At 74.3% G+C, this 26530-nt stretch carries 25 protein-coding genes; 19 read left to right on the forward strand and 6 right to left on the reverse strand.

Translation table 11 applies throughout. The features are described from left to right. The first annotated feature begins 195 nt into the window (after positions 1–195). Genes ACKUB9_RS23115 through ACKUB9_RS23125 form a run of 3 tightly spaced genes read left to right on the forward strand, consistent with a single transcriptional unit; the run spans position 196 to position 3016 of the window. Positions 196–1305, forward strand: coding sequence for an ABC transporter ATP-binding protein (locus tag ACKUB9_RS23115; RefSeq protein WP_407527246.1), 1110 nt, complete (start codon positions 196–198; stop codon positions 1303–1305). A 14-nt stretch (positions 1306–1319) separates the two neighbouring features. Then, positions 1320–2240 (forward strand): ABC transporter permease, encoded by a 921-nt coding sequence (locus ACKUB9_RS23120; protein ID WP_407527361.1) that lies wholly within the window; start codon positions 1320–1322, stop codon positions 2238–2240. Beyond that, positions 2237–3016, forward strand: a complete 780-nt coding sequence (locus ACKUB9_RS23125; protein WP_407527243.1) for an ABC transporter permease — start codon at positions 2237–2239, stop codon at positions 3014–3016. Before ACKUB9_RS23120 ends, ACKUB9_RS23125 begins: the two co-directional genes overlap by 4 nt. Before the next feature lie 60 nt (positions 3017–3076). Here the strand turns inward: ACKUB9_RS23125 and ACKUB9_RS23130 are convergent, their stop codons facing one another. Together ACKUB9_RS23130 and ACKUB9_RS23135 are read right to left on the reverse strand one after the other, a co-directional pair. Beyond that, positions 3077–7438: a translocation/assembly module TamB domain-containing protein gene (locus tag ACKUB9_RS23130; protein WP_407527240.1), complete on the reverse strand. Its 4362-nt coding sequence runs from the start codon at positions 7436–7438 to the stop codon at positions 3077–3079. After that, positions 7438–9438, reverse strand: coding sequence for an autotransporter assembly complex protein TamA (locus tag ACKUB9_RS23135; protein WP_407527237.1), 2001 nt, complete (start codon positions 9436–9438; stop codon positions 7438–7440). Before ACKUB9_RS23135 ends, ACKUB9_RS23130 begins: the two co-directional genes overlap by 1 nt. A gap of 272 nt (positions 9439–9710) precedes the next feature. Between ACKUB9_RS23135 and ACKUB9_RS23140 the strand changes: the two genes are divergently transcribed. The 4 genes from ACKUB9_RS23140 (at position 9711) to ACKUB9_RS23155 (ending at position 13018) form a co-directional block, all read left to right on the forward strand. Further along, entirely contained in the window at positions 9711–10607 is an 897-nt protein-coding gene (locus ACKUB9_RS23140; RefSeq protein WP_407527235.1) for a histone deacetylase family protein, read from the forward strand. Positions 10608–10933: 326 nt separating this feature from the next. Beyond that, positions 10934–12319, forward strand: a complete 1386-nt coding sequence (locus ACKUB9_RS23145; protein ID WP_407527232.1) for a S8 family serine peptidase — start codon at positions 10934–10936, stop codon at positions 12317–12319. 219 nt (positions 12320–12538) lie between these two features. Beyond that, a complete protein-coding gene (locus ACKUB9_RS23150) occupies positions 12539–12784 on the forward strand; it encodes a hypothetical protein (protein WP_407527229.1) in 246 nt (81 codons plus the stop codon). A 93-nt stretch (positions 12785–12877) separates the two neighbouring features. Further along, positions 12878–13018, forward strand: a complete 141-nt coding sequence (locus ACKUB9_RS23155) for a TFIIS helical bundle-like domain containing protein (RefSeq protein WP_407527226.1) — start codon at positions 12878–12880, stop codon at positions 13016–13018. A gap of 190 nt (positions 13019–13208) precedes the next feature. On the opposite strand, the gene ACKUB9_RS23160 is transcribed toward ACKUB9_RS23155, so the two are convergent. Further along, positions 13209–14069, reverse strand: coding sequence for a DUF6925 family protein (locus ACKUB9_RS23160; protein WP_407527223.1), 861 nt, complete (start codon positions 14067–14069; stop codon positions 13209–13211). Positions 14070–14149: 80 nt separating this feature from the next. Here ACKUB9_RS23160 and ACKUB9_RS23165 point away from each other — a divergent pair, with 80 nt between their 5' ends. Then, on the forward strand, positions 14150–14905 hold the full coding sequence (locus tag ACKUB9_RS23165; RefSeq protein WP_407527221.1) for a DUF502 domain-containing protein: 756 nt from the start codon (positions 14150–14152) through the stop codon (positions 14903–14905). A 22-nt stretch (positions 14906–14927) separates the two neighbouring features. Here ACKUB9_RS23165 and ACKUB9_RS23170 read toward each other — a convergent pair whose 3' ends face one another. After that, a complete protein-coding gene (locus ACKUB9_RS23170) occupies positions 14928–15344 on the reverse strand; it encodes a hypothetical protein (RefSeq protein WP_407527218.1) in 417 nt (138 codons plus the stop codon). Positions 15345–15547: 203 nt separating this feature from the next. On the opposite strand from ACKUB9_RS23170, the gene ACKUB9_RS23175 reads away from it, so the two are divergent. The 4 genes from ACKUB9_RS23175 (at position 15548) to ACKUB9_RS23190 (ending at position 19589) form a co-directional block, all read left to right on the forward strand. After that, entirely contained in the window at positions 15548–15868 is a 321-nt protein-coding gene (locus tag ACKUB9_RS23175; RefSeq protein ID WP_407527215.1) for a hypothetical protein, read from the forward strand. 1 nt (position 15869) lies between these two features. Next, positions 15870–17810, forward strand: a complete 1941-nt coding sequence (locus ACKUB9_RS23180) for an AAA family ATPase (protein WP_407527212.1) — start codon at positions 15870–15872, stop codon at positions 17808–17810. Further along, the gene (locus tag ACKUB9_RS23185) at positions 17807–18802 is read left to right on the forward strand and encodes a hypothetical protein (RefSeq protein WP_407527210.1); all 996 of its coding nucleotides are present in this window, start codon (positions 17807–17809) and stop codon (positions 18800–18802) included. Before ACKUB9_RS23180 ends, ACKUB9_RS23185 begins: the two co-directional genes overlap by 4 nt. An 82-nt stretch (positions 18803–18884) precedes the next feature. Continuing rightward, complete coding sequence (locus tag ACKUB9_RS23190) at positions 18885–19589, forward strand: DUF2270 domain-containing protein (RefSeq protein ID WP_407527207.1); 705 nt, start codon at positions 18885–18887, stop codon at positions 19587–19589. Positions 19590–19602: 13 nt separating this feature from the next. Here ACKUB9_RS23190 and ACKUB9_RS23195 read toward each other — a convergent pair whose 3' ends face one another. Continuing rightward, entirely contained in the window at positions 19603–20277 is a 675-nt protein-coding gene (locus ACKUB9_RS23195; RefSeq protein WP_407527205.1) for a hypothetical protein, read from the reverse strand. A 348-nt stretch (positions 20278–20625) separates the two neighbouring features. Here ACKUB9_RS23195 and ACKUB9_RS23200 point away from each other — a divergent pair, with 348 nt between their 5' ends. The 7 genes from ACKUB9_RS23200 (at position 20626) to ACKUB9_RS23230 (ending at position 26036) form a co-directional block, all read left to right on the forward strand. Further along, positions 20626–21363, forward strand: a complete 738-nt coding sequence (locus ACKUB9_RS23200; RefSeq protein WP_407527202.1) for a trna delta -isopentenylpyrophosphate transferase — start codon at positions 20626–20628, stop codon at positions 21361–21363. Between the two features lie 386 nt (positions 21364–21749). Further along, positions 21750–22172, forward strand: a complete 423-nt coding sequence (locus ACKUB9_RS23205; RefSeq protein WP_407527358.1) for a response regulator — start codon at positions 21750–21752, stop codon at positions 22170–22172. 295 nt (positions 22173–22467) lie between these two features. Further along, positions 22468–22677 carry a NepR family anti-sigma factor gene (locus ACKUB9_RS23210; RefSeq protein ID WP_407527199.1) on the forward strand — a complete coding sequence of 70 codons (210 nt, stop codon included), beginning with the start codon at positions 22468–22470 and terminating at the stop codon, positions 22675–22677. 162 nt (positions 22678–22839) lie between these two features. Continuing rightward, positions 22840–24033 carry an alpha/beta hydrolase family protein gene (locus ACKUB9_RS23215; RefSeq protein WP_407527196.1) on the forward strand — a complete coding sequence of 398 codons (1194 nt, stop codon included), beginning with the start codon at positions 22840–22842 and terminating at the stop codon, positions 24031–24033. A 49-nt stretch (positions 24034–24082) separates the two neighbouring features. Continuing rightward, positions 24083–24688: a glutathione S-transferase family protein gene (locus ACKUB9_RS23220; protein WP_407527193.1), complete on the forward strand. Its 606-nt coding sequence runs from the start codon at positions 24083–24085 to the stop codon at positions 24686–24688. An 89-nt stretch (positions 24689–24777) separates the two neighbouring features. Further along, positions 24778–24972, forward strand: a complete 195-nt coding sequence (locus ACKUB9_RS23225; RefSeq protein WP_407527191.1) for a hypothetical protein — start codon at positions 24778–24780, stop codon at positions 24970–24972. Between the two features lie 176 nt (positions 24973–25148). Continuing rightward, entirely contained in the window at positions 25149–26036 is an 888-nt protein-coding gene (locus ACKUB9_RS23230; protein ID WP_407527188.1) for a DUF3313 domain-containing protein, read from the forward strand. Between the two features lie 15 nt (positions 26037–26051). Here ACKUB9_RS23230 and ACKUB9_RS23235 read toward each other — a convergent pair whose 3' ends face one another. Beyond that, entirely contained in the window at positions 26052–26528 is a 477-nt protein-coding gene (locus ACKUB9_RS23235; protein WP_407527185.1) for a DUF2269 family protein, read from the reverse strand. Positions 26529–26530 lie beyond the last annotated feature (2 nt).

Genomic DNA, 26530 nt, shown 5'->3' on the forward strand with positions numbered 1-26530 from the left:
CGCTCCAAGTCTTTGATTTGCCGCATTTTCTGCGACGAACCGGGATCCACTTCGTCGGAAAATGCTCTGGCGGACGCCGCGCGCCGAGCCCGCCGTCCAGGCCAACGACCTCACTTGGCCCGCCACCTTGACGGCCGCCCGGGTTCTTGCGTGTAAGGGCGCAGTTTCAGGGACGCGATCGAAGCCCATTTCATCTTGCCCCCAGACCCTGCCCCTTCCGCTCCCGCCCATCTCCGCTTCGAGGCGGTGACCAAGCACTTCGGCACGGTGCCGGCCGTGGAGGCGGTGAGCCTCGACCTCGCGGCGGGCGAGGTCTTTTGCCTGCTCGGCCCCTCGGGCTGCGGCAAGTCCACGCTGCTGCGGATGCTGGCGGGCTTCGAGACGCCGAGCGCCGGGCGCATCCTCCTCGACGGGCGGGACCTCGCGGGCGTGCCGCCCCACCGGCGCCCGGTGAACATGATGTTCCAGTCCTACGCGCTGTTTCCCCACATGAGCGTGGCCGGCAACATCGCCTACGGGCTCAAGCAGGAGGGGCTGGCGAAGGCCGAGATCGCCGCCCGCACCGCCGAGATGCTGCGCCTCGTCCAGCTCGACGGTCTGTCGGCGCGCCGGCCCGACCGGCTCTCGGGCGGCCAACGCCAGCGGGTGGCGCTCGCCCGCGCGCTCGCCAAGCGGCCCCGCGTGCTCCTCCTCGACGAGCCGCTCGGCGCCCTCGACCGCTCCCTGCGGGAGGCGACCCAGGCCGAGTTGCGCGAGATCCAGCGGCGGCTCGGCACCACCTTCGTGGTCGTCACCCACGATCCCGGCGAGGCGATGGTGCTCGCCGACCGCATCGGCGTGATGGATCGCGGGCGCCTCGTCCAAGTCGGATCGGCCGCCACCCTCTACGAGCGCCCCGCGACCCGCTACGTCGCGGCCCTCCTCGGGGACGTGAACCTGATCGAGGGCCGCCTCGGCCCCGGCGGCGCGGGCGAGGCGCGCCGCCTCGACACGCCGCTCGGGCCGCTCACGGGCACCGACCACCACGGGGCCGGGGCGGCGGGGGCGGGCGCCGTGCTGGCGTTGCGCCCCGAGCGGCTGCGCCTCACGCGTCAAGAGGGGCGTGAAGAGGGGGATGCGGGCGAGGGGCTCCCGGCCACGCTCTTCGACACCACCTATCTGGGCGACCGGATCCTCTACCGGGCGCGGGCGGCGGACGGCCGGGTGCTGCGCGCCGCCGCGCCCGCGGGCACGGCCCCGCTCGCGCCCGGCGACGCGGTGCGCCTCGGCTTCTCCCCCGAGGCCGCCTCGCTGGTGCCCGCGTGAGTACGGGGGCCGGCATGAACGCGGGGTCGCGCCGCCGCGACCGCCTGCGCCGGGCGCTGCTCCCGGCGGTGCCGTTCGGCTGGCTCCTGGTCTTTTTCGGCCTGCCGTTCCTGATCGTCCTCAAGATCAGCCTGTCGGACCCGGCCACCGCGCTGCCGCCCTACACGCCCGTCCTGAACTGGGACGGGGGCGTGGCCGCGTGGTCGGACTTCCTGGCCGCCCTCGATTTCGAGAATTACCGCACGCTGATCGCCGACCCGCTCTACCTCGCGGCGGCCACGACCTCGCTCGGGGTGGCGCTCGCCGCGACCGTGCTCCTCGTCCTCGTCGGCTACCCGATCGCTTACGGCATGGCGCGCGCGCCCAAGGGGCTGCAACCGCTCCTCGTCGCCCTGATGGTGATCCCGTTCTGGACGAGCTTCCTCATCCGGATCTACGCCTGGATCGCGATCCTGAAGGGCGACGGGCTCATCAACAAAGCGCTCCTCGCGCTGGGACTGATCGCCAGCCCGATCGAGATCCTGAACACGCTGCCGGCGATCCTGATCGGGGTGGTCTACGCCTACCTGCCCTTCATGGTGCTGCCGCTCTACGCGGTGCTGGAGCGCCTCGACCGCGGCCTGATCGAGGCCGCCCGCGACCTCGGGGCGAGCCGGTTCAAGGCCTTCCTCACCGTGACGCTGCCGCTCTCCGCGCCCGGGCTCGTGGCGGGGGCGCTCTTGTGCTTCATCCCGATCATCGGCGAGTTCATCGTGCCCGACCTGCTCGGCGGCCCCGACACCCTGATGCTCGGGCGCGTCCTGTGGAGCGAGTTCTTCTCCAACCGCGACTGGCCGCTGGCCGCCGCGGTGGCGGTGCTGATGCTCGTCATCGTGGCGGGACCGGTGGTGTTCTTCCGCGAGGCCGAGGCGCGGCGGCTGGAGGGACCACCGTGAGCACGCGCCTCCACCCCCTGGCGCTCGCCGGCCTCGCGCTCGGCTTCGCCTTCCTGTACGGGCCGATCCTCGTCCTCGTGGTCTACTCGTTCAACGCGTCGCGCCTCGTCACGGTCTGGGGCGGTTTCTCGACCCGCTGGTACGCCGGCCTCGCGGCCGACAGCGCGCTCGTGAGCGCGACGTTCACCACCCTCAAGGTCGCGTTCGCCTCGGCGAGCCTCGCCACCGTGCTCGGCACGCTCGCGGCGCTCGCCCTCGACCGGCGCGGGCGCTTTCCCGGCCGCACCCTGTTCACCGGCCTGATCGTCGCCCCGATGGTGATGCCGGAGGTGATCATCGGCCTGTCGCTGCTGCTGCTCTTCGTGGCGCTCGGCGTCGACCGGGGCCTGTGGACCATCGTGGCCGCGCACGCGACCTTCACGCTCTGCTTCGTCGCCGTGGTGGTGCAGGCGCGGCTGGCCACCCTCGACCGCGCGCTGCTCGACGCCGCGGCGGATCTCGGCGCGCCGCCCGCGCGGGTGTTTTTCACGGTCACGCTGCCGCTGATCCTGCCCGCGGTGATCGCCGGGTTCCTGCTCGCCTTCACGCTGTCGATGGACGATCTGGTGATCGCGAGCTTCGTCTCGGGGCCGGGCGCCACCACGCTGCCGATGCGGCTCTACAGCCAGGTGCGCCTGGGCATCTCGCCCGAGATCAACGCCATCGCGACCCTGCTCATCGGCACGGTGAGCCTCGGCGTCCTCGCGGCCTCGCTGCTCACCGCCCGGCGCGGCTGAGCGCCGGACGCCTCGCACCCGGCGGGCGGGTCGGACCGGCCCGGGCCGCCGGCCCGATCCTCAATACTCCCACTCGGCGCCGACGCCCACGGCGGTGCGCCCGTCCGCGCCGGCCTCGCCCTGGACCTTGATGCGGCCGGTGACGTCGTACGTGAGGGTGGCGGCGCTGTCCTCCGGCCGCGCCCCGGCGCGGACGCCGACGCTCAGCCGGTCGCCGAGCGCCCGCGACAGGCCGACCGCCGCCCCGCCCCTGGCGCCGGCCTGCACGTCGAGGCCGTCGAGGCCGAGCCCCTTGCGGGCGCTCTCGAACACGTCGGGGCCGCCGGCGCCGCCGGAGAGCTGCGCCACCCCCTGCGCGAGCTGCAGGGCCTGGAAGGGCGAGAGCCCCCCGGACGCCTTCTTGAACAGCAGGCGCGAGAGCACCTCGTCCTGCGGCAGGGGCGGCTCGGAGGCGAGCACGAAGGAGGGCCGGTCGGCCGGGCCGGTGACGAGGATGCGGGCGGTGACGTCCCCGGCCTGGGCCCGGGCCTCGAAGTCGAGATCCGGCGTCGTGAGGTCGCCCGCGAAGGTCAGGCGCCCACGCTCGAAGTCGAGGCGCTGGCTGATGATCTGGATGCGCCCGCGGCGCATCGCGAAGGCGCCGTTCGCCACCGGCGCGCGCGAGCTGCCGGTGAGCCGCAGCGCCCCGCCGAGTTCGGCGTCGATGCCGCGTCCGCGCACGATGATGCGCCCGGGGGCGTTCACCGCGAGGTCGAGGGCGGCCTCGAAGGGGGGGGCCTTGCGGCGGCCGGCCGCCTCCCGGCGCGCCCGCGCGGCGAGGCGCCGACGCTGGTCCTCCGGCACGTTGACGTGCCGCAGGCCCGGCAGGGGCTGCACGGTGGCGGGCAGGCGGTCGGGCACCCCGACCTCCAGCGAGACCACGTCCACCCGCCCGGCGATCCGCGGGGTGCGGGCGAGCGGCCCGGACAGGGAGAGGTCGAGGTCCGCCACCGCATTCATCAGCGGGCTCGACACCAGTTCGGCCCGCGTCCCGCCGATCCGGATCGTGCCCGGGAACCCCTGCGCGGGGGAGAGCGCGACGCGCCCCTCCGCCCGCAGGCTGCCGCCGTTGCGGGTGGCGGCGGTGAGGCGCTCGATCACCAGCGCGTCGCCCCGGCCGCTCACCCGGCCCTCGATGTCGGTGAGGCGGATGCCCTGGAGCGGGTCGGTGAAGCTGCCCCCGCTCAGCGTCGCGTGGCCCGACAGGCGCGGGGCGGCCACCGTCCCGGTCGCCTCGCCCTCGAAGGCGACCCTGCCCGCGAGGCGCTGGCCGGCGGTGGACAGGAGCGTGTTGGCGAGGGCGGCGTCGAGGCTGCCGCGGGCCGAGAGCGCGAGCGGGCCGCCGATCTCCACGGGAAGCGACCCGCCGAGGCTCACCTGCACCCCGCGCCCCGCCGTGACCGTGCCGTCGAGGCCGGCCCGGCCGTCGCGGATCGTGCCCGCGGCGCGCGCGTCGATGGGCGGCAGGCCGGCCGCGCGGGTGTCCGGGGTGACGAGGCGCGTCAGCGCCAGGGCATAGCGCCCCTGCGGGCTCGCGGCCGGGCCGGACAACACCGCCTCGCCGTCGAGGCTGCCCGAGAGGGCGAGGGAGGGGCGAGCGAGGCGCGCCAGCGAGAGCGGCACCGCCTTGAGCGCCAGGGTGGCGTCGAGGCGCGAGCCCAGCCGCCCGTCGAGCGCGATCCGCCCGGATCCCGCCGCGACCGCGAGCCCCTCCACCACGAGGTCCGACCCGTCGAGGGTGAGGCGGGCCGGCTGCGCCAGCGCGAGCCGGTCGGCCCCGCGCACCGCCGAGAGCCGCGCGAGATCGAGGCGCCGCGGGCCGGCGACGAGCCGCCCCTGGCCGTCGAGGGTGAAGCCGCGGGCGCGGGCCTGGAGCAGGAGGTCGCTGCCCGCCTCGCCGCCCTGGGCCGGCGCGGCGTCGAAGCGCACGGTCTCGATCGTCTCCCCGGCGGCGACCAGCCGGTCGGCGTGGAGCCGCCCCTGGAGGCGGGGTGCGCCCTTGAGGTCGCTGCCGGCGAGGTCGGCGTCGAGGCGCGTCAGCGCGAGCGAGCCGGCCGTCAGGCGCTCGGCCGTCGCGCGCAGGCGCGCGTCCTGCCGGCCGCCGGTCCGCTCCAGCGTCAGCGCCGCGTCGAGGCGCCCGCCGAGGCGCGTCAGCGCGAGCGCCGAGAGATCGTCGAGATCGCCCGCCCTGACGGTGAGGTCGGCCTCCGCGAGGCCGCTCTCCTGTCCGACCGCCGCCCGGCCCGCCACCGCCACCGAGCCGAGGCTCAAGGCGAGCCGGTCGAGCACCCAGTCGGTCCGGGCGCGGGCGAGCTGCCCCTCGCCGGCGAGCGCCTTGCCGTCGACCCGGCCGGAGAGCCGCACCGTGCCGTCGAGGCGGCCGGTGACGTCGCGCAGGCTCGCCTCGGCGGCGAGGCCGGCCAGGGGCCGCCCGAGCGCCCGCGCGTCCGGCGCCCGGACGCCGAGGGCGAGGTCGGGACGCTCCAGCGAGCCGGTGAGGGCGGCGGAGAGCCCGGCGCGGCCGGCGAGGTCGTCGTGCAGGGTCGCGAGGTCGGCGAGGTCGAGCCGCGCCGTCAGGTTCGCCTGCGCCAGCGTGGCGCGGCCCTCCGCGCTCCCCGTCACGGCGCGGCCTTCCAGGCGCAGCCCCTCGACGGCGTAGCCGTCCGGCAGGCGGGTCAGGCGGCCGGTCAGGCGCGGGGCGGGGCCGATCGTGCGGTCGAGGGCGGGGGTGCCGAGCGCGAGGTCGTCGCCCCGGGCCTCGACCGCGGCGGTCACGCCGGTGCGGGCGGGGTTGCCGGCGAGGTCGGCACCGGCCGTCACGCGGCCGGCCAGCGGCCGTCCGGCCAGCAGCGAGAAGGCGGACAGGTCGCGCAGCTCGGCGCGCAGCCGGCCCGCCACCTCGGTGCGGCCGACCCGGCCGGCATAGTGCAGGCCGGCCTGGGGCGCGTCGAGGGTGAGGTCGGCGAGGTCGGCGACGCCGTCCGGCCGCAGGGTGCCGCGCAGGGTCAGCCGCGCGCGCGGGCCGAGCGCCCGGCGCAGGGCCGGATCGGCGAGGCTCAGGCCCTCCACGGCCGCGTCGGCGGCGAGGCGAAAAGCCTGCCCCTCGGGGGTGCGCGGCAGCGGCTCGGCCGAGAGGTCGGCGCTCACCCGGTCGAGGCGGCTGTCCTGCGCCCGCAGGCCCGCGGCGCGCAGGGTGCCGGCGAGGCGCGGGGCGGCGAGCGGGCCCTTCAGGCTGGCGTCGAGGCTGAGCGATTCGACCTCGCCCGCGCCCGCCCGCGTGACGCCGCCGTCGGTCGGCAGCGCGCGGGCCTGGACGACGAGGTCGGCGCTGCCGGCGGGATCGAGCCGGCCCGCCGCGGTGAGGCGCGCGGTGCGCGAGGCGAGGTCGAAGCGCTCGACGGCGAGGCCGCCGTCGTCGCCGAACCGCAGCGCGCCGTCGAGCCTTGTCGTGCCCGCGAAGATCGCGGCGGCGGGGCCGGGCATCAGCCCCTCGATCCGCGAGGCGAGGTCGAGCGTCATCCGGCGCTCCTTCGCCACCCGGTCGATGCGGGCCTGACCCTCGGCGCCGATGTCGTCGCCCGCCCGGAAGGCGAGCTTGGCCGCGAAGGCGTCGAGGGGACCGCGCCCGTCGAGGTCGAGGGTCACGGGCGGCAGGCCCGGCAGGGTCATGGCCCGCGCGACGAGGCCGCCCTCGGGCTCGTCGTGGGCGAGTTTCAGTTCGAGCCTCTGGCCCTCCGGCACGAAGGCGAGCTTGAGGGTGGCGTTCCCGGGCCGGTCGAGGCGGCGGATGCCGAGGCCGAGGTCGAGCCCCTCGCTCGGGTTGCCGAGCTTGGCCTGCCCGGCGCCGGCGAGGCGGGCGGCCTGCCCCAGCACCGGCTCGCCGAGGACGAGTTCGCCGAGCGTGAAGGCCTTCACCTCGATCTTCACGGGCAGGTCCGGCAGCAGCGGATCGTCCGTGGCGGTGGTGGCGACCGGGTTCGGCAGCGGCCGGCGCAGCACCTCCAGGCGGCCGATCTCCAGCCGGTCCACCTCCAGGCGGCGGGAGAGGAGGGCGGTGCGCCGCCAGATCAGCCGCGCCCGGTCGAGGCGCAGCCACACGCCCTCGCGGTCGGCGATCGACACGTCGCGGATGGTCGCGTCGGAGGACAGGGCGCCGTCCACGGCCCCGATCGACACCCGCGAGGCCGGCGTCGAGAGCGCACGGGAGAGCAGGCCCCCCAGCACCGTGGTCTCGCCCTCGGCCGCCCGGCTCCCCGCGTTCGACCCCAGCCAGGCGAGGCCGAACAGCAGGAGCGCGAGGGCCGCCGCGAGCGGGGCCGCCCGGCCCCTGCCGGACCGCGCACCGCGCGGCCCCCCCGCGATCCGTCCGGAATGGTGCGTCATCAGAACGCCTGCCCGATGCTGATGTAGAGGGCGACCGGCGGCTGCTTGAGCGCCTTGTCGGGGTTCAGCGGCACCGCGAGGTCGACCCGGATCGGGCCGATGCCGGTGTAGTAGCGCAGGCCCAGGCCCGCCGCGTAGCGGATCGGCTCGTCGAAATCCGGCAGGCTCGACGCGAAGGCGGTGCCGGCATCCACGAAGGGCACGAGGCCGATCGTGTCGGTGATCTTGATGCGCGCCTCCAGCGAGCCGTCGAGGAGCGAGCGCCCGCCGATCGGCAGCTGGAACGGCCCGATCGGCCCGACCGTGCGGTAGGCGTAGCCCCGGATCGAGCCGCCGCCCCCCGCGAAGAAGCGCAGCGAGGCCGGGATCTCGGCCAGGCCCGCGCCGCTGATCGAGCCGAAGCCGAGGCGCGCGGCCAGGATGGTGTTCGCCTCGTCGTCGAGGGCGAGGTAGGTCGAGCCCTGCGCCCGCGCGAGGAAGAGGCCCGGATCGGAGCCGAGGAAGCCCGGATAGGGCGTCGCCGAGGCGGTGAGGCGGATGCCGCGCGTCGGATCGAGCAGGCTGTCGGTGGAATCGTAGGCCACCGAGACCGGCAGGCCGACGAGGCGGTAATCGACGCGGCCCAGCGCGTCGCGGGCCGAGCCGACCTGCCCCTCGACGCCCCCCTGCACGGAAAAGGTGTCGGTGAAGCGGTGGCGCAGGGCCAGCGTGCCGCCGGCCGCGTCGCTGAGGTAGGATTGCTGCACCTCGCGCCCCACGAAGGCGCTGGCGAGAAGGTCGGTGCGGCTGCCGAACAGGGCGGGCTTGACGAAGGTGGCGGCGAGCCGCCCGCCGAGCCCGTTGGTCTCGATGCCGGCGAGCTTGCGGCGGCGCGCGTAGTAGTCGGTGCCGAGCCCCAGATAGGAGAGGTCCGCGTCGAGGCGCAGGCTCTCGCCGCCGCCGAACAGGTTGCGGTTCGCCCAGTAGCCGCGCACGCCCGGCCCGTCGACCGTGGAGTAGCGGGCCGCGACGCCCAGCAGGTTCGGCGCCCGCTCGGTGACGTCCACGAAGACCGGCAGCGTGCCGTCCGGGTCGAGCGCCTGCCCCTCGCGCACCCGCACGCCGCCGAGCGCCTCGATGCGCGAGACCGAGCGGCGGATGCCCGCCAGCGCCTCCGGGGAATAGGGATCGCCGGGCTCCGCGTAGATGAAGGAGCGCACCACCGCCGGGTCGAGGTCGCGCGTGCCGCGCACCGTCACGGCGCCGAGGGTCGCGAACGGCCCCGGATCGACCGTGAGCGTCACGTCCATCGCCCGGGCGGCGTGGTCCACCACCGGATCGCGCCGGACCACCTTGGCGAAGGGATGGCCCTCGCCGCGCAGGTGATCGACGAGGCGCGCCTCGCGGGCCAGCACCGTGGCGGAGCGCGCCGGCTCCTCGTCGGCGACGCGGGTCAGGCGCGGGGGCAGGGCGAGGGGCCGGCCCGAAGCGTCCCGCACCGCGATGCTGCGCAGGCGATAGAGCGGACCCTGCTCGACGATGATCCGCACCGCCGCGGGGCGGCGGTCGCGGGCGGCTTCCGCGGCGCGCACGGCCGCCCGGGCCGCCCCGTCGCCGCCGAGGGTCACGTCCTCGATGCGGAAGGTGACGGTACCCGCGTAGTAGCCGTAGCCCCACAGCGCGTCGACGAGCCGGACCGCGTCGGCCTCGGCGCGGCGCAACAGGCCCTCGCCGTCCGGCGGCGGCTCGCCCCGCAGGCGATAGAGGGTCGAGGCATCTTGGAGCGCGGGGAGCAGGTCGCCGTCCTCGACACCCTGGAGGCGCACCGCGTAGGCCACCGCGTCCGGGCGCGGGGCGGGCGGCGCCTCCTCGCTCCCGAACAGGCCGAACAGGTCGAAGGCCCGCGCCGGCGGCGCCGTCAGGAGGCCGATCACCAGACAGGCGCCGAGCGCGAGCGCCCCCGGCCGGCCGTGTCTCCCGATACGGTGTGCGCCGTGTGCCGTCCGTCCCCTGCCCAGCATGCCCCCGGCTGCTCGTTGCCCCGCCTTCCCCAAGGGTCGGCGGATTTCGTGTTCAAACCGTGTCCACGCCGCGGCGCGCGGGCGCACTCTGGGGATAGCGGGGCCATTGCTCAACCCCGGCCGGGCGCCTTGCGGCGTGCGGTCGCGCTTCGCGCGAGGCTGCCCAGCCCCACCTCCGGCTGGCGCGGCACGGCCCGGGGCGGTTCCGCCAAGCTTTTGGACCTGCATCATCGCCGCCGCCGCGCCGGCGACCGATGCGCGGAGGAGGCCCGATGCTCCCGGTCGTGTTCCACCCGGCCTACGAGGCGGCGCTGCCGGACGGGCACCGCTTCCCGATGCGCAAGTACGGCCGGCTCGCCGAGATCCTGGCCGCGCGCGGGCTGGTGCGGGAGGGCTTCGTCACGCCCGAGCCGGCCGACCCCGACACGCTCGCCCTCGCGCACGACCGCGCCTACGTCGAGCAGGTGCTCACCGGCACGGTGCCGCGGGCGGTCGAGCGGGCGATCGGGCTGCCGGTGGATGCCGGGGTGGCGCGCCGCTCGCTCGCCTCCGCCGGGGGCACGCTGCTCGCCGCCCGGCTCGCGCTGGCGCACGGGCTCGCGGGGAGCACCGCGGGGGGCAGCCATCACGGGCGCCGGGCCGGGGGCGGGGGGTTCTGCGTCTTCAACGACGTGGCGGTGGCCGCGCTCGCGCTCAAGCGCGAGGGGACGATCCGGCGGGCGCTCGTCGTCGACCTCGACGTGCACCAGGGCGACGGCACCGCCGACTGCCTCGCGGGCGACCCCGACCTGTTCACCTTCTCGATGCACGCCGAGAAGAACTACCCCACCGACAAGGTGCCGGGGGATCTCGACGTCGGGCTGCCGGACGGGCTCGGGGACGAAGGCTATCTCGACGCGCTGCGCCTCCACGTGCCGCGGCTCCTCGACGCCGTGCAGCCGGACCTCGTCTTCTACAACGCGGGCGTCGACCCGCACCGCGACGACCGGCTCGGGCGGCTCGCGCTCGGCGACGAGGGCTTGGCCGCCCGCGACCGCCACGTGGTCGGCGAGGCGTGGCGGCGGGGCATCCCGCTCGTCGCGGTGATCGGCGGCGGCTACGCGGCCGACATCGAGGCCCTGGCCGGGCGCCACGCCCTGGTGTTCGAGGCGATGGCGGAGTGGGTGTGAGCCAAGCGTGGTGGGCCGCAAACCTGCCCGCCCCGGCAGTTCGAGCCCTTCAACTCGCAGCAAACCGGCGCCATCGCCGGCAATTTATTTCGTTTCCTACCCGGTCTCCGGCCATTTCTGGGAGTCTTCAAACTCCCGGCTCTTTGCCCGCCCTCTTCGAGGTTGTCGTTTTCACGATTTATGCTTGCATGATTGGCATAAACCAATAACATCCGCAACCTGTAAGTGTCTCAACATCGATTTATCGCCGCGATGGACCGCGCTTTCCAGTGCTCGTCCACACGTGTTCTGAATCCTCACGCGATCACGATATGATGGAGAGGACGATGGCCCGCAGAGCTCGCAGGCAGAGCACGAGTGCGTCCCGCGAGGACTCGCCCGATGGCGCGTCGCCGGCAGGCGACCTCACGCCCGGCATCCTCATCAGCTTCAAGCCCGGCGCCATGAAGGCCGGCTTGCAGCAATTGACCTCTTCGGCGGGTCTCAAGGCCGTTGCCCATGCAGCCGAGTTCGACGACGGCGCCGTCGATTTCGCGCAGACCGCGCAGGCCGGCATGATCGTCTTCGATTCGCTTGGCGTCGCCGTCGTGGATGCCGACCCCGACCAGGAGACCGCGCTCGCGACGCTGGTTGCCGCCGAGGACGGCATCGTCCAGGAGCCGGAGCCGATCTTCTTCGCCTTCGGCCGGTCTCCGGCGGATTTCGCGACCTATCTGCGCGGCTACAAGGACGCGGTCGACCATCTCTACGACAAGCTGCTGGGCAACCCATCCGCTGGAATCCTCACGCCAAACGAGGCGACCGTAGGGCAGGGCTTCCAAGATACTGCGGAGGCGACCTGGGGCTTGGCGGCGACCCGCGTCCTCAGCACTCGGTCGAGCGGTCGCGGGGTGCGCGTCGCGGTGCTGGACACGGGCTTCGACCTCGATCATCCGGATTTCCGCGGGCGGCAGGTCACGGGACGGTCCTTCATCGCGGGACAGGACGTGCCCGACGACAACGGGCACGGCACGCATTGCATCGGAACGGCGTGCGGACCACGCAGCCCGGTCAGAGGGAGACGGTACGGCATCGCCTACGAGGCCGAGATCTTCGCCGGGAAGGTCCTGTCGAACCAGGGGTCGAGCCTCGGCCGATCAACGCTGGCCGGCATGGAATGGGCCGTCAGGAACAAGTGCCATATCGTCTCGATGTCGCTGGGCGGCTGGGTCTCGCCGGGGCAGAGCCATCAGGAGGCGTTCGAGAGCGTTGCGCGGACGGCTCTAGCACAGGGAACACTCATCATCGCCGCCGCGGGAAACGACAGCCGCCGAAGTCAGAACAAGATCTGTCCGGTGGCAAATCCGGCCAATTGCCCGTCGATCATGGCGGTCGGTGCCGTCGACCACTTCCTGCGCACCGCCGACTTCTCGAACGGATCCGTCAATTCGGATGGACGCGTCGACATCTCGGGACCGGGCGTCGACGTCTACTCAAGCGCGCCGGAGCCTGCGGCGACGCCGCAACCGAACGCCTACAGGCAATGGCCGGCGCAGTACCACACGATCAGCGGCACGAGCATGGCGACCCCTCACGTCGCCGGGATCGCGGCCCTGCTGCGCCAGGAAAACCCGAATCTCAGCGCCGGCGGGTTGTGGCGACTCCTCGTCGCGCGGGCGCGTACGCTGCCGCAATCGGCGGGCGACATCGGTGCCGGCTTGGTTCAGGCCTGATGGCGGGAGACGTCGAGGAGGCGTCCTCAAGCTTCCTCGCCGGATCCTCGATTTGGCACCGAGAGATCGAAGTGCGCCAGTGCCCGACGCTCCCGCGATGCGGGAGCGCTCGGTGCGACACGGGAACTGGCCGAGCGGCCATGGCTTGAGATAGATATGGAGCAGGGCGCGGTTCTCAGCGGTCCTTGCCGTCGGCCACTCCCGCTCGCGAGATTTGCCATGTCCCAGAAGACGCAACCCTCCTCCAAGTCGATGAACGTCATGGTCACGGTCGAGGAGGAATACCGTGATCGCCTCGACCAAGTCGCCAAGAAGCTGGAGCACGCCGGCATGACGGTTGCCGAAACGTTCGATCTCGGCGGCGTGATCGTCGGCGCGGTGCCGGAGCGGAGCGTCGGTGCCCTGCACAAGGTGCCGGGTATCGCGGCGGTCGAGGAGGAGCCGAGCTTCCACACGGGGTCGTGAACCGGGTCCGCCGCGGAACGGCTCAGCCTCCCTCCTCGTTGACATGGCGACTGCCAGCGCAACGCGCTCGTCCTCACCGACAAGGAGCCTCCCATGAGCCTGATCGGCCGCATCGTCACCAAGATCCTGGGCAACGACGACCCGAACCTCCGCCAGGGCGACCGCCACGATTACCGCAACCAGGATTCGAGCACGCTCGTGGGCCGGATCGTCACCAAGATCCTGCGCCGCTGACGCGCGCCTCCGGCCCGGGCTCGCCACCGATGTGCGCTCCCGCACGTCCGCGGGCCGGGAACCGGGATAGGTATGAGGACAGCAGGGTTACGTTGGCGTCGTGGCCCTGCTGCCCTCTTGGGCGTTTCCTCCCTAGACTCGGGCCGCCCCCTACGGGCGGCCTTCTTTTTTGCCGGGAGCCGCGGCGGGGTCAGCCCGCGAGCCAGGCGGCCTGCGCGCGCGCCACCGTCAGGGCGGCCCGCCCGGCGCGGGTTTGCGGCACCGGGTCCTCGCCGGCCAGCGCGCGCGCCTTCAGCGCCATCAGGGCCGGATCGCCCCAGGCCGCCAGGAGCGCCTGGAAGGCGTCGTGCCGGGCGCGGTCGAACGGCGCGCCGCCCGCGAGCGGATGCGGCGGATGCAGGTGGGCGACCGGCACCAGCCCGGGCGGGATCGGGGCCGTGGCCGCATGGGTGCGGCCGAGGCGCAGGAGCTTTCCCAGCACGTGCAGGCGCGGGCCGCCCGGCGCCGCCTCGGCCCGGTGCGGGCCGGCGAGGACGACCCGGTCGCAGGGGAGGGCGAGGAGCGCGGCGAAAAGCCCCTCGTCGGCCAGGGGTTCCCTGCCGCAGGCCGCCCGCAGGACCGCCGTCGCGGCCGGATCGGCGCTGCGCAGCAGCACCCGCGCCTGGCGCAGGCCGAGACCGAGATCGAACAGGGCTGCCTCGCGGTCCTGCGGGCGCAGGGCCGCGCGGTCCGGCCCGCAGGCCGTCACGGCGCCGGGCGCGAATTCAACGCAGGCGGCAGCGGGCACGCACAAGGCCACCGCGTGGCTCCAGTCCCGCGCGCCGAGCGCCGTCTCGTAGGCGACGGGGTGCAGCCCTGGCGCGAAGGCGAGCGCGGCGCGCGAGGTCGCCCAGCCGAGCCGGCCCGCGAGCGGCACGGCCTCCTCGCCGGGTTCGCGCCGCAGGGCGAGCGCCGCCCCGTAGCCGCCGAAGGTCCAGGTCACGGCCGGGTCGGCCAGCGCGCATTCCAAGAGCGCCTGCACGGCGTCGGGCGCGGCGGGACGCGAACTCACCGCGCGCCGCCTTGAGCGCAGCGCAGCAAACCGCTACCTGTGCGGGGGCAGGGGGCGCCTGCGCTGGTGAGGGCGAGAGCGTGCAGGATTCGTCTCCGTCGATCCCCGAGCTGGACACCCGCAAGCGCGTCAGTGTCCGGGGGCGCCTGCGCAACTACTTCTTCACCGGCGTCATCGTCGCCGGCCCGCTGGCGATCACGATCTACATCACGTGGTGGTGCATCAGCCTCATCGACGGCTGGGTCAAGCCGCTGGTCCCCTCGGCCTACCTGCCGGACCATTACCTGCCCTTCAGCATCCCGGGCCTCGGGCTGCTCATCGCCTTCGTGGCGCTGACCACGCTCGGCGCGCTGACAGCCAACCTCGTCGGGCGCTCGGTGGTGGAGTTCGGCGAGGTGCTGCTCGCGCGCACCCCGGTGATCTCGGGCCTCTACCGGGGCCTGCGGCAGGTGTTCGAGACGCTGTTTTCCGCCAAGGGCACGTCGTTCCGCACCGTCGGCCTCGTGGAATTCCCGGTGAAGGGCACGTGGTCGGTGGTCTTCCTCTCGGCCCCCGCCGGCCCGGACGTGCAGGCGGCGCTGCCGCCGGCCGGCGACTATGTCGGGGTCTTCCTGCCCTGCGCCCCCAACCCGACCACCGGGTTCTTCTTCTACCTGCCGCGCTCGGAGGTGCTGGAGGTGCCGATCAGCGTGGACGACGCGGCCAAGCTCGTGATGTCGGCCGGCGTGATCCAGCCGGAGGACCCGCAGACGCGGCTCCAGGCGATGGCGGCGGGCCTGCGGGTCGCGCAGGTCGGCCCGGTCGAGGTGGCGGCGCGGGACCGGCAGGACGCGTGAGGCGGCCCGGGGCCGCCTCGGCTCAGGCGCCGACCGCCAGCGCCCGCGCCGGGCGGTGCGGGGCGGGCTTGGCCCGGGGCTCGGCGAACCGCACGAGGTCGGCGAGCGCGGTGAAGTCTTCGGTGTCCGGCCCGGGCAGGCGCGTGCCGAAGCCGAGGGCGAAGGACAGGGTGAGCTTGGAATCCGGGGCGATGCCGCCGGCGTCGAGCGCCGCCAGGAAGGCCTCGCGGAAGCTGCGCACGCCGCACCACGTCTTTTCGGAGAGCTGCAGCGGCCAGTCCCAGTAGCCGTCCGGCCGCCGGGCCGGCAGGGTCTCGCGGGCGATGAAGTAGCCGGTGGCGCGATGCTCCAGGCCCTCGCGCGTGACGATCCAGTCCCGGTTCTCGAACAGGACGGCGTCGTCGGACGGCTGCGCGGTGGTCGGCCAACTCGTCGGCATCATCCGCCTCCGGTGCGGGCCCGTGCCGCGTGGCGTCCGGGCCCGATCTATGGAACATATGCCGAACAGTGAGCCGAATCAGGGCATCCGTCAACGGCTCCGCGCGAACAATCCCGGAACGATATCGGGGGCAGAGCCCCTGGCGCGGGGCCGCGCGGCATGCCACCTGAGGCGTTCGTCACGACGCGGGAGCGGGGAGCAGCATGGACCGGAGCCGGACCAGCCAGGAGGCCGAGGCGCTCAAGCGGCTGGAGGCCCTGCGGCCCGCCTACGAGCGCCTGCGCGCCGACCGGATCCGGGCCGAGAGCGACGTCGAGCGCCTGACCGCCGAGCTGGAGGCGGCCCGCGCCCAGGCCCGGGAGGAGCTGGGCACCGACGACGAGGCGGCGATCCGGGCGATGATCGAGGCTGCCCGGGCCGAGAACGCCCGGGCGGTGGAGGCCTTCGCGCAGGGCCTGCGCGAGGTCCAGGAGCGCCTCGACCGCCTGTCGGACAAGCCTGCCGACCGCGCCGGGACCCGCTGAGATGCGCCCCGGCGAGGCGGCGGAGGCGGCCGAACGCCTCGCCCGCGCGCTGAGCCTCGCCGAGGCGCGCCGCGCGGCCCTCTGCGAGGAGCGGGACGCGCTGATCCGCACGGTGGCGGCGGCCAAGGGCCGGCTCGACCTGCGCGACGCGATCGATGCCTGCCTGCGCGACCTGCAGCAGGAGGTGCACCAGCGCAGCCTCGCGCGTTTCGAGACGCTGCTCTCGGCCCTGGTGCAGGAGGTGCTGCCGGGGGAAAAGCCGGTCTCGCTCGACCTCTCCACCGAGCGCGGCCTGCCGGCCCTCGACATCGGCCTCCTGCGCCCGGACGGCGGGCGCGAGGACGTGCTGGAGGACAACGGCGGGGCCATGACCAACGTGGTCGGCATGGGCCTGCGGCTGATCGCGGTGGTCAAGGCCGGGGTCGGGCGCTTCATCGCCCTCGACGAGGCCGATTGCTGGATCGCCCCGGACCGGGTGCCGGCCTTCTACCGGGTGCTGGAGGACGGCGCCGCGCGGCTGGGGCTGCAATGCCTCGCCATCTCGCACCACGACGTCACGGGCTTCGGGAGCGCCACGCAGGTGAGCCGGATCGGCGGCCACCCGGAGAGCGGCGTCCTCGTCGACGGGCCGGCGGAGGCCTGCGCGGCGGCGTGGACGCCCGGCGACGCAGGGTTCCGCTTCATCCGCCTCGTGGACGTGCAGGGCTTCGCCGACGCCACGCTGCCGCTCGGCCCCGGCGTCAACGCGCTGATCGGCCCCAACAACCGCGGCAAGTCCACGGTGATCCGGGCGCTGCGGGCGGTGTTTTACGGCGAGGCCCGCGACGGGCTGGTGCGGGCCGGCGCCGCGGCCGCCCGGATCGAGATCGGCGTCGCGGACGGGCGCACGCTGCGCTTCGTGCGCCGGCCGAAGCGCAGCCCGGTCAACCTGTGGTCGCTGCACGAGCCCGACGGGTCGGTGGTGGTCGAGAACGGGACGCATTGCGAGACCGGCGGACGCGACGTGCCCGACTGGGTCGACCGCCTCTTCGGCATCACCCGGGTGGAGGAGCTGGAGGTCCACGTCGCCCACCAGAAATTCCCGGTCTTCCTGCTCGGCGAAAAAGCACCCAAGCGCTCCGCCGTGCTCTCGATCGGCCGGGAGGCGGGCTACGTCCGCGACATGCAGGCGCTCCAGCGCGAGCGGATCATCGAGGATCAGCGCGCGGTGCGCGAGGGCGAGCGACGCCTCGCGGCCCTGGGCGAGCGGCTGGCGCCCTTCGTGGATCTCGACGCGCTCGGCCCGGCGGTGGCGGGCCTGCGCCGCGAGGCCGGCGCGCTCGCCCAGGGGGCGGAGCGCCTGCGGGCGATCGAGGCGCGGGCGCTCCTCCTCGGCCAGCTCGCGGAGGGGCGCGAGGCCGCGCTGGCGCGGGCCGAGGCCGTGCGCGCGCTGCCCCCGCCCGAGGCCGTGGCGGATCTCGGCCGCACCCTCGCCGAGGCGCGCCACCGCGAGGGCGTCGCCCGGCGGTTGAGCGCCGCGGCGCGCGGCCTCGCGGCGGCCCGCGCCCAGGCGGCGGCGCTGGCGGACCTGCCGGCGGCACCCATCCTGCGCCCGAGCGCGGCGCCCGAGCGTCACGCCGCCGCCCTGGCACGCCTTTTGGGCGACCTCGCCCGTGCCCGCGCCCGGGCGCGGTCGCTCGCGGACCTGCCGGCGGCGCCCGCGCTCGCGCCCGATGGACCAGCCGTGAGCCACGCCGCGCGGCTCGCCGCCCTGGCGGACCGGCTCGCGGCGGCAGAGCGGCGCGTCGCGCAGGCGCAGGCGGGCCTCGCGGAGATCGAGGCCGAGACCGCGGCGCTGCTCGCCCGGACCGGCGGGCGCTGCCCGGCCTGCGGCGGCCCGGCCGTCGCCGGCACGCTCCTCGACGGCCATCGCCACGGCCCCGCCCATCCGGAGGCCGCATGATCCTCGGGTCCGAACGCTGGGAGGCCGCCCCGCTCGCCTGCGCGGGCCTGCTGCTCGTGGGCGATCCGCACGTCTCCTCGCGCAAGCCCGGCCGGCGCAAGGACCCGGACTGGCCCGGCCCGATCCTGGCCAAGCTCGAACACTGCGTCGCGCTCGCCAACGCGCGCGATCTCGCGCCGGTGCTGCTCGGCGACCTGTTCGAGCACCCGGTGGAGCCCGACGAGAGCCTGAAGGCGCGCCTCGTGCGGATCCTGAAGGCCTTTCGCCATCGCCCGCTCGCCAACGTGGGCAACCACGACATCCGCCACGCCCGCCTCTCGGACGGGGACAGCCTCGCGGTGCTGGCGCTCAGCGACGTGCTCGACGCGGTGCCGGAATCCGGCCCCGCCGCGCGGTTCGACCTCGGCGGCCGGGTCGTGGGCGTCGGCGCCACGCCCTACGGGCAGGCGATCCCCGCCGACGTGCGGGGCCTTTTTCCCGGAACGCAGGCGATTGTCTGGCTCACCCACCACGACCTCGCCTTCGGAGCGGGCTATCCGGGCGCCGTGCCGCCGCACGCCATCGCGGGCTGCGCGCTGGCGGTGAACGGCCACGTCCACAAGCGCCACCGGCCGGTGGGGATCGGCGGCACGCTCTGGTTCAACCCCGGCACCATCACCCGCGGCTCGGTCGATCTTCTGGCCCACGAGCCCGCCGCCTGGATCGTCGCGCCCGATCTCTCGCTCAAGCCCGAGCCCCTGCCGCACCGCCCCGACGTCTTCGACCTTACGGGCCGCCAGGTGGCCCCGGCCCGGCCCGAGGCGGCGCCGGTCGAGAGCGCCTTCGTGTCGCTCCTGCGCGCCGAGACCGCCACCGACCTCGCCCGCAGCGACGACGGCGCGCTGATCCGTGAGGAGATCGAGGCCAAGTTCGCCCGCGACGGCACCCCGGAGCCGGTGCGCGCGGCGATCCGCTCGCTGGTGGAGGAGGCTGTGGCGCGTCGGGCGGGGTGATTCGGGCTTCAGCTTCCGCGCCCCCTCGCGCCATGATGCGCCCGGGCCGGATCCGGCCCGGGAGAGACGGGGAGGGAGCGCCATGACGACCGGGCCGGAGACCGCGCGCGGGGCCGCCGAGGCGCCGGTCCCGTATCCGCGCACGCCCGCCGAGATCATCACCGTGCTCGCCCACTACCACCGGGCCGAGATCGCCCGCATGGCGGGCTGGCGCGACCGGATCGACCGCACCACCAACTGGGCCATCACGGTCATCGCCGCCATGCTGTCGGTGTCGCTCTCGACCCCGACCGCGCATCACGGCGTGCTGCTGTTCGCGATGCTCCTGGTGCTGCTGCTGCTCGGCATCGAGGCCCGGCGCTACCGCTTCTTCGACGTCTACCGCCACCGCGTGCGCCGGCTGGAGCGCTGCTACTACGCGCAGGTCTTCGCCCCGCGGCCGGACCCGTCGGCCGACTGGCCGGCGGCGCTCGGCGCGGACCTGCGCCAGCCCCAGTTCCACGTCACCCTGGCGGATGCCTTCGCGCGGCGGCTGCGGCGCAATTACGGCTGGATGTTCGTGATCCTGGCGCTCGCCTGGGTGCTCAAGATCACCTCGGCCCGGCTGCAGGAGGCGGGCCGGGGCGAGATGGTCCACTCGGTGGGCGAGATCGTCGGCAACGCGGCGCTGGGCCCCCTGCCGGGCTGGCTGGTGCTCGGGGCGGTGGCGGCCTTCTACGGCTGGCTTCTGGCGGTGGGCCTGTCCGCCGGCCGGCGGGACGTCGAGGACGGGCCGGTGCACGTCTGAACCCGGCCGGGGTTCAGAAGCCGAACGGGTCCGCGGCGGGCAGGGGCCGGCGGCGCACCGGAGTCTCGGGCAGGATCGGGCGGCCGATGTCGATGGCGAGCAGGCCTTCGACGGCGAGCGCCAGCACGGCGGCGACGCCGTCCGGGGCGTTCTGGACCACCGCCGCGCATTCCACGAGGCGGCCGGTGCCGCACTCGTCGAGGTAGTGCAGGATCCGCACCCGGTCGCCCGCCGACACGAAGGTGCGGCGGCAGGCCATCACCAGCCGCACCGTGGAGATCCGGGGCTCGGCCCGCAGCGAGGCCGCGCTCTCGATGACGAAGCGGCGCCCGTCCTCGGCCACCACCGTCTCGCCCGCCACGTAGGCGACGCGCAGGGGATGGCGGGCGAGATCCGCCTCCGCCACCACGTCGACGAGCAGGCCCGGCTCGTCCGTGCGGGTCTGCTCGAAATCGGCGGCGTGCTCCACGCTCTCGTCCCCGACGAGGAGCCGCGCCGGCGCGGGGCCGGGGCGCAGCGCCTCCACGGCCGGATCGAGGGCCGCGATCGCCAAGAAGTCGGCCACCAGCGCCATGCGCGGGGCCGCGAGCGCCGGCGCGCCGGTGCGGCGAGCATGGCGCACCGCGCTGCGGCGCGTCCCCGGCCGGTCGAGCAACAGGGCGGAATCGTGCGGGCGAGGGGCACTCATGGCCGGAGGGCACTCCCGGAAACGCGGCGGCGCGCAGGCAGGGATCGCCCACGCACAAAGATCTCGCCGCACCAGTTCACAAGAACGATTAGCGAACACACTCTTGCCGGTCAACGGCGCCATAATCGCACGACGATAAGCCCGGGCGTCATCGTCTGGAGCTTGCCACGGATCGGCTCCGGATAGGCGTTGCGGGCTGGGACAAAATGCGCGCCGCCGGAGCGGCTTTGCTTCCTGAAATCCGGCGAAAACACTCGCTCAACGCGAGGCGTCGTGCTACAAGAATCGCCGTGGCCGCAGGCGCCTCAGCGCACCCCCGGCCGCCTTCGAGCAGGTGAGATCGATCGCATGAGCGCAACGACCGACAAGCAGATCGCGGAGATCCTCGCGACCTACGGTGAGCCGCTGGCCGGCAACGTCTGGCGGGTGCAGGGCACCGCCGTGATCTACCACAAGGCGCTGGAGCGCATCGCCGTGCAGGCCCGCATCCGCTTCGATGCGCCGGTGATCGTGCGGGCGGAGCGCGACGAGGCCGTGATCCTGGTCACCGGCCATATGCCGGGGCCGAACGGCGACCGCACCGAGTGGTCGATCGGCGAGGCGCTGATCGGCGTGAACTACCGCGTCTCCGGCAAGCAGGCGGCCTACGTCTTCGCGATGGCGGAGAAGCGGGCCAAGGACCGCGTGATCCTCAAGCTCGCGGGCCTGCACGGCCTGCTCTACTCGGAGGACGAGGCGGACGAGTTCAAGGCCTCCCGCCCCGATCTCCAGCCGGCGCGTGCCCAGGCCGGCCGGACCGAGCCGGCGCCGCAGCCCGAGGCGGCCGGGGAGTTGTCCGAAGAAGAGATGCCCGATACGGCCGCCGCGCCCGCCCTCGACGGCGCCTCGGCAGAGGCCGACCTCAAGGCCCGGATCGACAAGGCGAAGAGCATCAACGCGGTGACCGACCTGATGCTCGACCCCGAGACGCAGCGCGTCCTCGCCGCCCTGGCGCCGGGCCTGCGCGACGAGGTGCGCGAGCACGCCAAGCAGCGCCTCGTCAGCCTCGGCTGGCCGGCCAAGAGCCGCAAGGCCGCGGCGGCCTGAGGCAGCCCGGCCCGCACGGATCCTCGTCGAGCGGCCCGGGCGGGACTCGTCCGGGCTGCTTGAGCGCGTGACCTTTGCTCGGGACTGCCAATTCCGCGCCCCCGCGGCGGCCGTCGACCTTGGCCACATTGTCGCAATCGTGAATGGGCCGGGGCGCCGGCTGCCTTGCTGGCGCCCACCTCGCTCCCATGATGCGCACCCGCGCCGCAGGAGGAAGCGTGCCCGCGACGGCACACATGCGCGCCCAAGCCCCGGCGCAGGCCCGCCGGACCTTGATTCACGCCATCAAGGGCAGGATGATGCGTCTGTGGTCAAGCTTTCGTGAGCGCCGTCTCGGATCGGCGCGGCCCTATGCAACCGTTGGACCGGACGCCCGTTCCATGCCTATGAGCGATGCCGGCGCGAAGACGCAACCCGTGATCCTGGTCGTCGAGGACGAGCCGGAGGAGCGCTTCCTCGCGGCCACGCTCCTCGAGGAGACGGGCTTCCGCGTCATCGAGGCGGAGACCGCCGAGAAGGCGCTCGCGATCCTGCGCGAGCGGGGCGAGGAGGTGACCGTGGTGTTCTCCGACGTGAGAACCCCCGGACCGATCGGCGGCTTCGAATTGGCGCGCATCATCGGCGTGACGTGGCCGCGCGTGCATGTGCTGCTCACCTCGGGCGATGCGGGCGACCAACCGAGCGACCTGCGCATGTCCGCGACCTTCATTCCCAAGCCGTGGCGGGCGCTCGACATCCTGACCCTCGTCGAGCAGGCGGCCGGCTATCACAGCGGGAATTCTCCCGTCGGAGACGCGAACGCCGGGTAGGCGTCGCGTCGAGGAAAAGCCGTCTCCCGACTCTCCAAGATGACCCGCGGGTTCGCCCGGGCCGCCCGTGCGGGCGCGCACGTCGACGCCGCCTGCATCCTCCTACTATCGGGCATCGGGTGCGGCGTCAGGGTCAATGCTCGCGAGAGCAGCAGGGCGCGAGATCATCGCGGATGCTGCGCAACCCACCCGTCCGAGCCGCGTTGTGACTCGTGATTTCCTGAGTCATTCCGCCCATCGGCCGAAGGGCCGGGCCTCTCACGGGGGAGACAGGGCAGCCGCCCGAAGACCGCAGATGAAGCTGATTCCGAGCAACCACGCAGCCAGCTTTGGACAGACGCACGCGACGGCCACGTCGCTGGCCGACGCCCTGCTGCTCGCCAAACTCGGGCACGATCTGCGGGCCCTCTACACCGACGTGGTCGACGAGCCGGTGCCCGATGAGCTGAACCGGCTCATCGACCACCTGAGCCCGACCGATCCGGAGCCAGGCCAGCGCGGTTGAGCGCCAGGCCAGCGCGGTTGAGCGCCGGCACCCGGACAACTGTACCGCGGAAGCGACAGGGCCGCGCAACCGGCAGCGGGCGGGCCGACGAGGCCTTGTGATCGGCTCCGAAACAGTGTCGGTTGGGCGGATCGTCGGCCCGGCTCCCCCGCCTCCTCGTCCATGCGCCCCTTGCTCCGCCTTCCCCGCGTCGTCCTGCTGACGCTCGGCCTCGCCGCGGCGCAGGGCGGGGCCGAGGCCGCCACCCCGCCCCCGCAGCCCAAGGAGGGTCCGGGCGGCGCCGCCTATGCGGGCCAGACCGTCACCAAACGGGCGCTCGGCCGCGCGGGGGCCGTGACCTTCGCGTTCTACGCCGCCACGCCCGCCCCCGCGCAGGGGCGCCCCGTGGTGGTGTTCCTGCATGCCTGGGGCGCCACCAACCCGCAGGCCTACGGGGCCTGGATCGAGCACCTCGCCAAGTCGGGCTCGCTCGTGCTGTTCCCGCGCTTCCAGGAGGTCAACCGCACCCGCCCGGCCGATGCCAGCACGCTGGCGGCGGAGCTCGTCAAGGACGCGCTCGCCTCTCTCGCGACGGATCCCGAGGCGAAGCCCGACATGACCCGGGTGGCGCTGATCGGCCACTTGGCCGGCGTGCCGATCGCCGCCAACCTCGCCGCGCACGCCACCGAGACCGGCCTTCCGGTGCCGCGGCTGATCTTCGGGGCCATGCCTGGCGGCATCGCTCGGGACGACAAGGCCCGGGGCATCGCCCTGCACGACCTCGCGCGGATCGCCCCCGGCACGCTCATCGTCACGGTGATCGGCGACCGGGACGCGCGGGCGGCGGACCTCGCGGCGCGCCGCCTGCTGCGCGAGGCGAGCGGCGTGCCGGCCGACCGCAAGCTCTTCCTGCGGGCGCTCTCGGACGACCACGGCTTCCCGGCGCTCTCGGCCACGCTCGCCTCGCCCGCGGGCAACAACACCGCCTACGACGCCGCCGCGATCAAGCTGCCGCCCGAGCCGCCCAAGGAAGCGGCTCCTCGGGACCCCAAACAGAAGCCGCCGCCCTTCCGGTGGTCGGCCGACATGGCGCTCACCGGCGAGCAGACCACGCTCGTGGCGCAGATCAACGCCGCCGGCACCGACAGCCTCGACTATCTCGCCTACTGGAAGACCTTCGACATGGCGGCGGCCGCGGCCTTCGCCGGCCAGGACGCCACCGCGCTCAAGAACAACCCCCGCTTCACCGACATGGAGCGGTGGAGCGACGGCTGGCCGGTGCGGCGCCTCGGGGCCGAGACACCGCGCCCGCCGGCCGAGCGCCCGGCCGCGACCGGCACGGCCCCCGGCGCGGCCAAACCGCCGGCGCGGCGCTGACGCCGGCCCGGCGCCGACCCGATCCGCGCCACCGTCCCCGGAGACTCCGATGAAGCTCTTCCACTCGCAGACCTCGCCGTTCGTGCGCAAGGTGATGGTGACGGCCCTCGAACTCGGCCTCGCCGATCGGCTGGAGCGGCTGCCGGCCGCCGCGCACCCGGTGAACCGCGACGCGGGAATCGTGGCGCAGAACCCGCTCGGGCAGGTGCCGACCCTGCTCCTCGACGACGGCACGGTGCTGGCCGACAGCCGGGTGATCTGCGAGTACCTCGACCATCTGGGGCAGGGCGGGCTGTTTCCCCCGGCCGGTCCCGCCCGCTGGGCGGCGCTCGCCGCGCAATCGACCGGGGACGGGCTGCTCGATGCGGCGCTGCTCGTCGTCTACGAATCCCGGGTGCGGGCCGAGACCGAGCGCTCCGAGGCCTGGGTGGCAGGCCAGCACGCCAAGATCGAGAGCGCGCTGCAGGTGATCGAAGCGGCGGCCCCGGGCTTCGGCCAGCGCCTCGACATCGGCATCATCACGTATGCCTGCGCGCTGGGCTACCTCGACCTGCGCTTCGCCGACCTCGACTGGCGCGCCCGCGCGCCCGCCGCCGCGACGTGGTTCGAGGGCTTCGACGCGCGTCCCTCGATGCAGGCGACGCGGCCGGCCTGAGGCGGCGGGCCGGCGCCCGTCTCCCGGCTCCCCGCTGGCGCAGCCTTTGCTTGGTCCCCTCTCGGATCCCTCGTCCGGGCTCAAGAGCCATGAACGATTTCGTCGCGCTCCTCCTCGCCGCCCTCGCCGCGTGCCTCGCCTTCATGGCACTCGGGCTCCTCGTGCGCCTCGCCGTGCAGTTCGAATTCGGCACGCGCTACCTCGGGGAGGGCAGCTTCCTGCAGGTCGCGCTGGCGCTCGGGATCGGGCTTGCGGCGTGGCGCCGGGCGACGCGCACGGCCTGAGCCGCGGCCCGCCCGCATGTGGCTGAATCGTAACAGCGCGGGCCGAAGCGGCCCGCCCGGGGCGCGCACGCTTCTCCGGCGAGGCCCGAACGGCTAGGCTTGCCGCGTCGCGTCCGCCTGCGGACCCGCGGCGCCTCTTGGGACGGGCCGGTCCCTTCATCCGGGAAATCGAGCGAATGCGGAAGGTGCGCAAGGCTGTCCTGAGGGCGCGGGCCGTCCAAATCGGGGCCGTGGCCGCCCTCCTGGCCAGTGCCGGATGCGGCACGCCGGTCGTCACCGAGGCGGGCCTGATCTCCCGCTACGACCGCCTGTCGGCGAGCGACACCACCGCCTCGAAGTCGCGGCTCTTCGTCGATCGGGCCGCGCTCGCCGGCGTGCGCACCGTGCGCATCATCCCCACCGCCTTCCCGGAATCGGTGTCGGGCCCCGCGCTCACGCCGGTCGAGCGGCGTGTCATCGCCAACGCGGCGGACCGGGCGCTCTGCTACGAACTCTCCCTGCGCTACGACGTGGTCTCGTCCGGGCCGGCGGATCTGACCGTGCGCTCCTCGATCACCCGCGTCGGCCTCAGCAACGTGCCGGCGCAAGGCGTCACCATCGGCGCCTCCGCGGCGATCACGATCGCCGCCCAGGTGGGCGTCGGCTTCGCCGACACGGTCGGCAAGGTGCCGGTCCCGCGCCTGCCGATCGGGCTCGGCGACCTGACCGTCGAGGCCGAGGCGCTGGATGCGCGCCGCCAGCAGCGCGCCGCCATCGTCTGGGCGGGCGCGGCCAACTCCTTCACCAACCAGGCCCGGTTCTCCCTCGGGTCCGACGCCTACGACCTCGCGGGCGATTTCGGCCAGGATTTCGGCTACCTGCTCGCCACCGGCGAGGATCCGTTCCAGGCCGAGCTGACCCTCCCAACCTACGACCGCGTCCGCGTCACGGTGCTCGGCGAGATGCCCCGCGATCCGGATTGCCAGGCCTTCGGCCGCGCGCCCGGAGTCGACGGCATCATCGGCGATTCCCTCGGCCTGCCGCCGGACTGGTCCGACCGGGGGCCGACCGCCGGGCGGCCGTGAGGGCGGGGCCGCTCCTCAGCCGGGCAGGGCCGGCTTGGCCGTCATGAGCCAAAAAATCGCCAGCATGGCCGCGAAGGCCGGCCAGCCGCAGGCGAACCAGATCCGGAAGAGCCGGTCGTAGGCGGGCGGCAGCGGCTGCCCGGCGGCGGCGGCGTCCCGCGCGAGGTCGCGCAGGCGGAGCTGGATCCGCACCACCGGCAGCCAGAACAGGCCGACGCCGACGTAGAGCCCGATCGAGAGCAGGACCCAGCCCTCGGTGAGCGGCCAGCCGACCAGCCGGGCGAGGCCGTAGCCGGTCAGCGGCTGCAGCACGGCGGCGGTGGCCGTGAACACCGCGTCGGCGATCACCACCGTGCCGGCGACGTGTGCGACGAGGACCGGGTCGCGGGTGCGGTGGGCGGCCAGCATGAAGAAGGCGATGCCCGTCCCGGTGCCGAACAGCACCGTCGCGCCGATCACGTGCAGCCAGCGCAGCAGGTCGATCCACGGCATGG

The sequence above is a fragment of the Methylobacterium oryzisoli genome (genome assembly GCF_046557895.1).
Taxonomy (GTDB): Bacteria; Pseudomonadota; Alphaproteobacteria; order Rhizobiales; family Beijerinckiaceae; genus Methylobacterium; species Methylobacterium oryzisoli.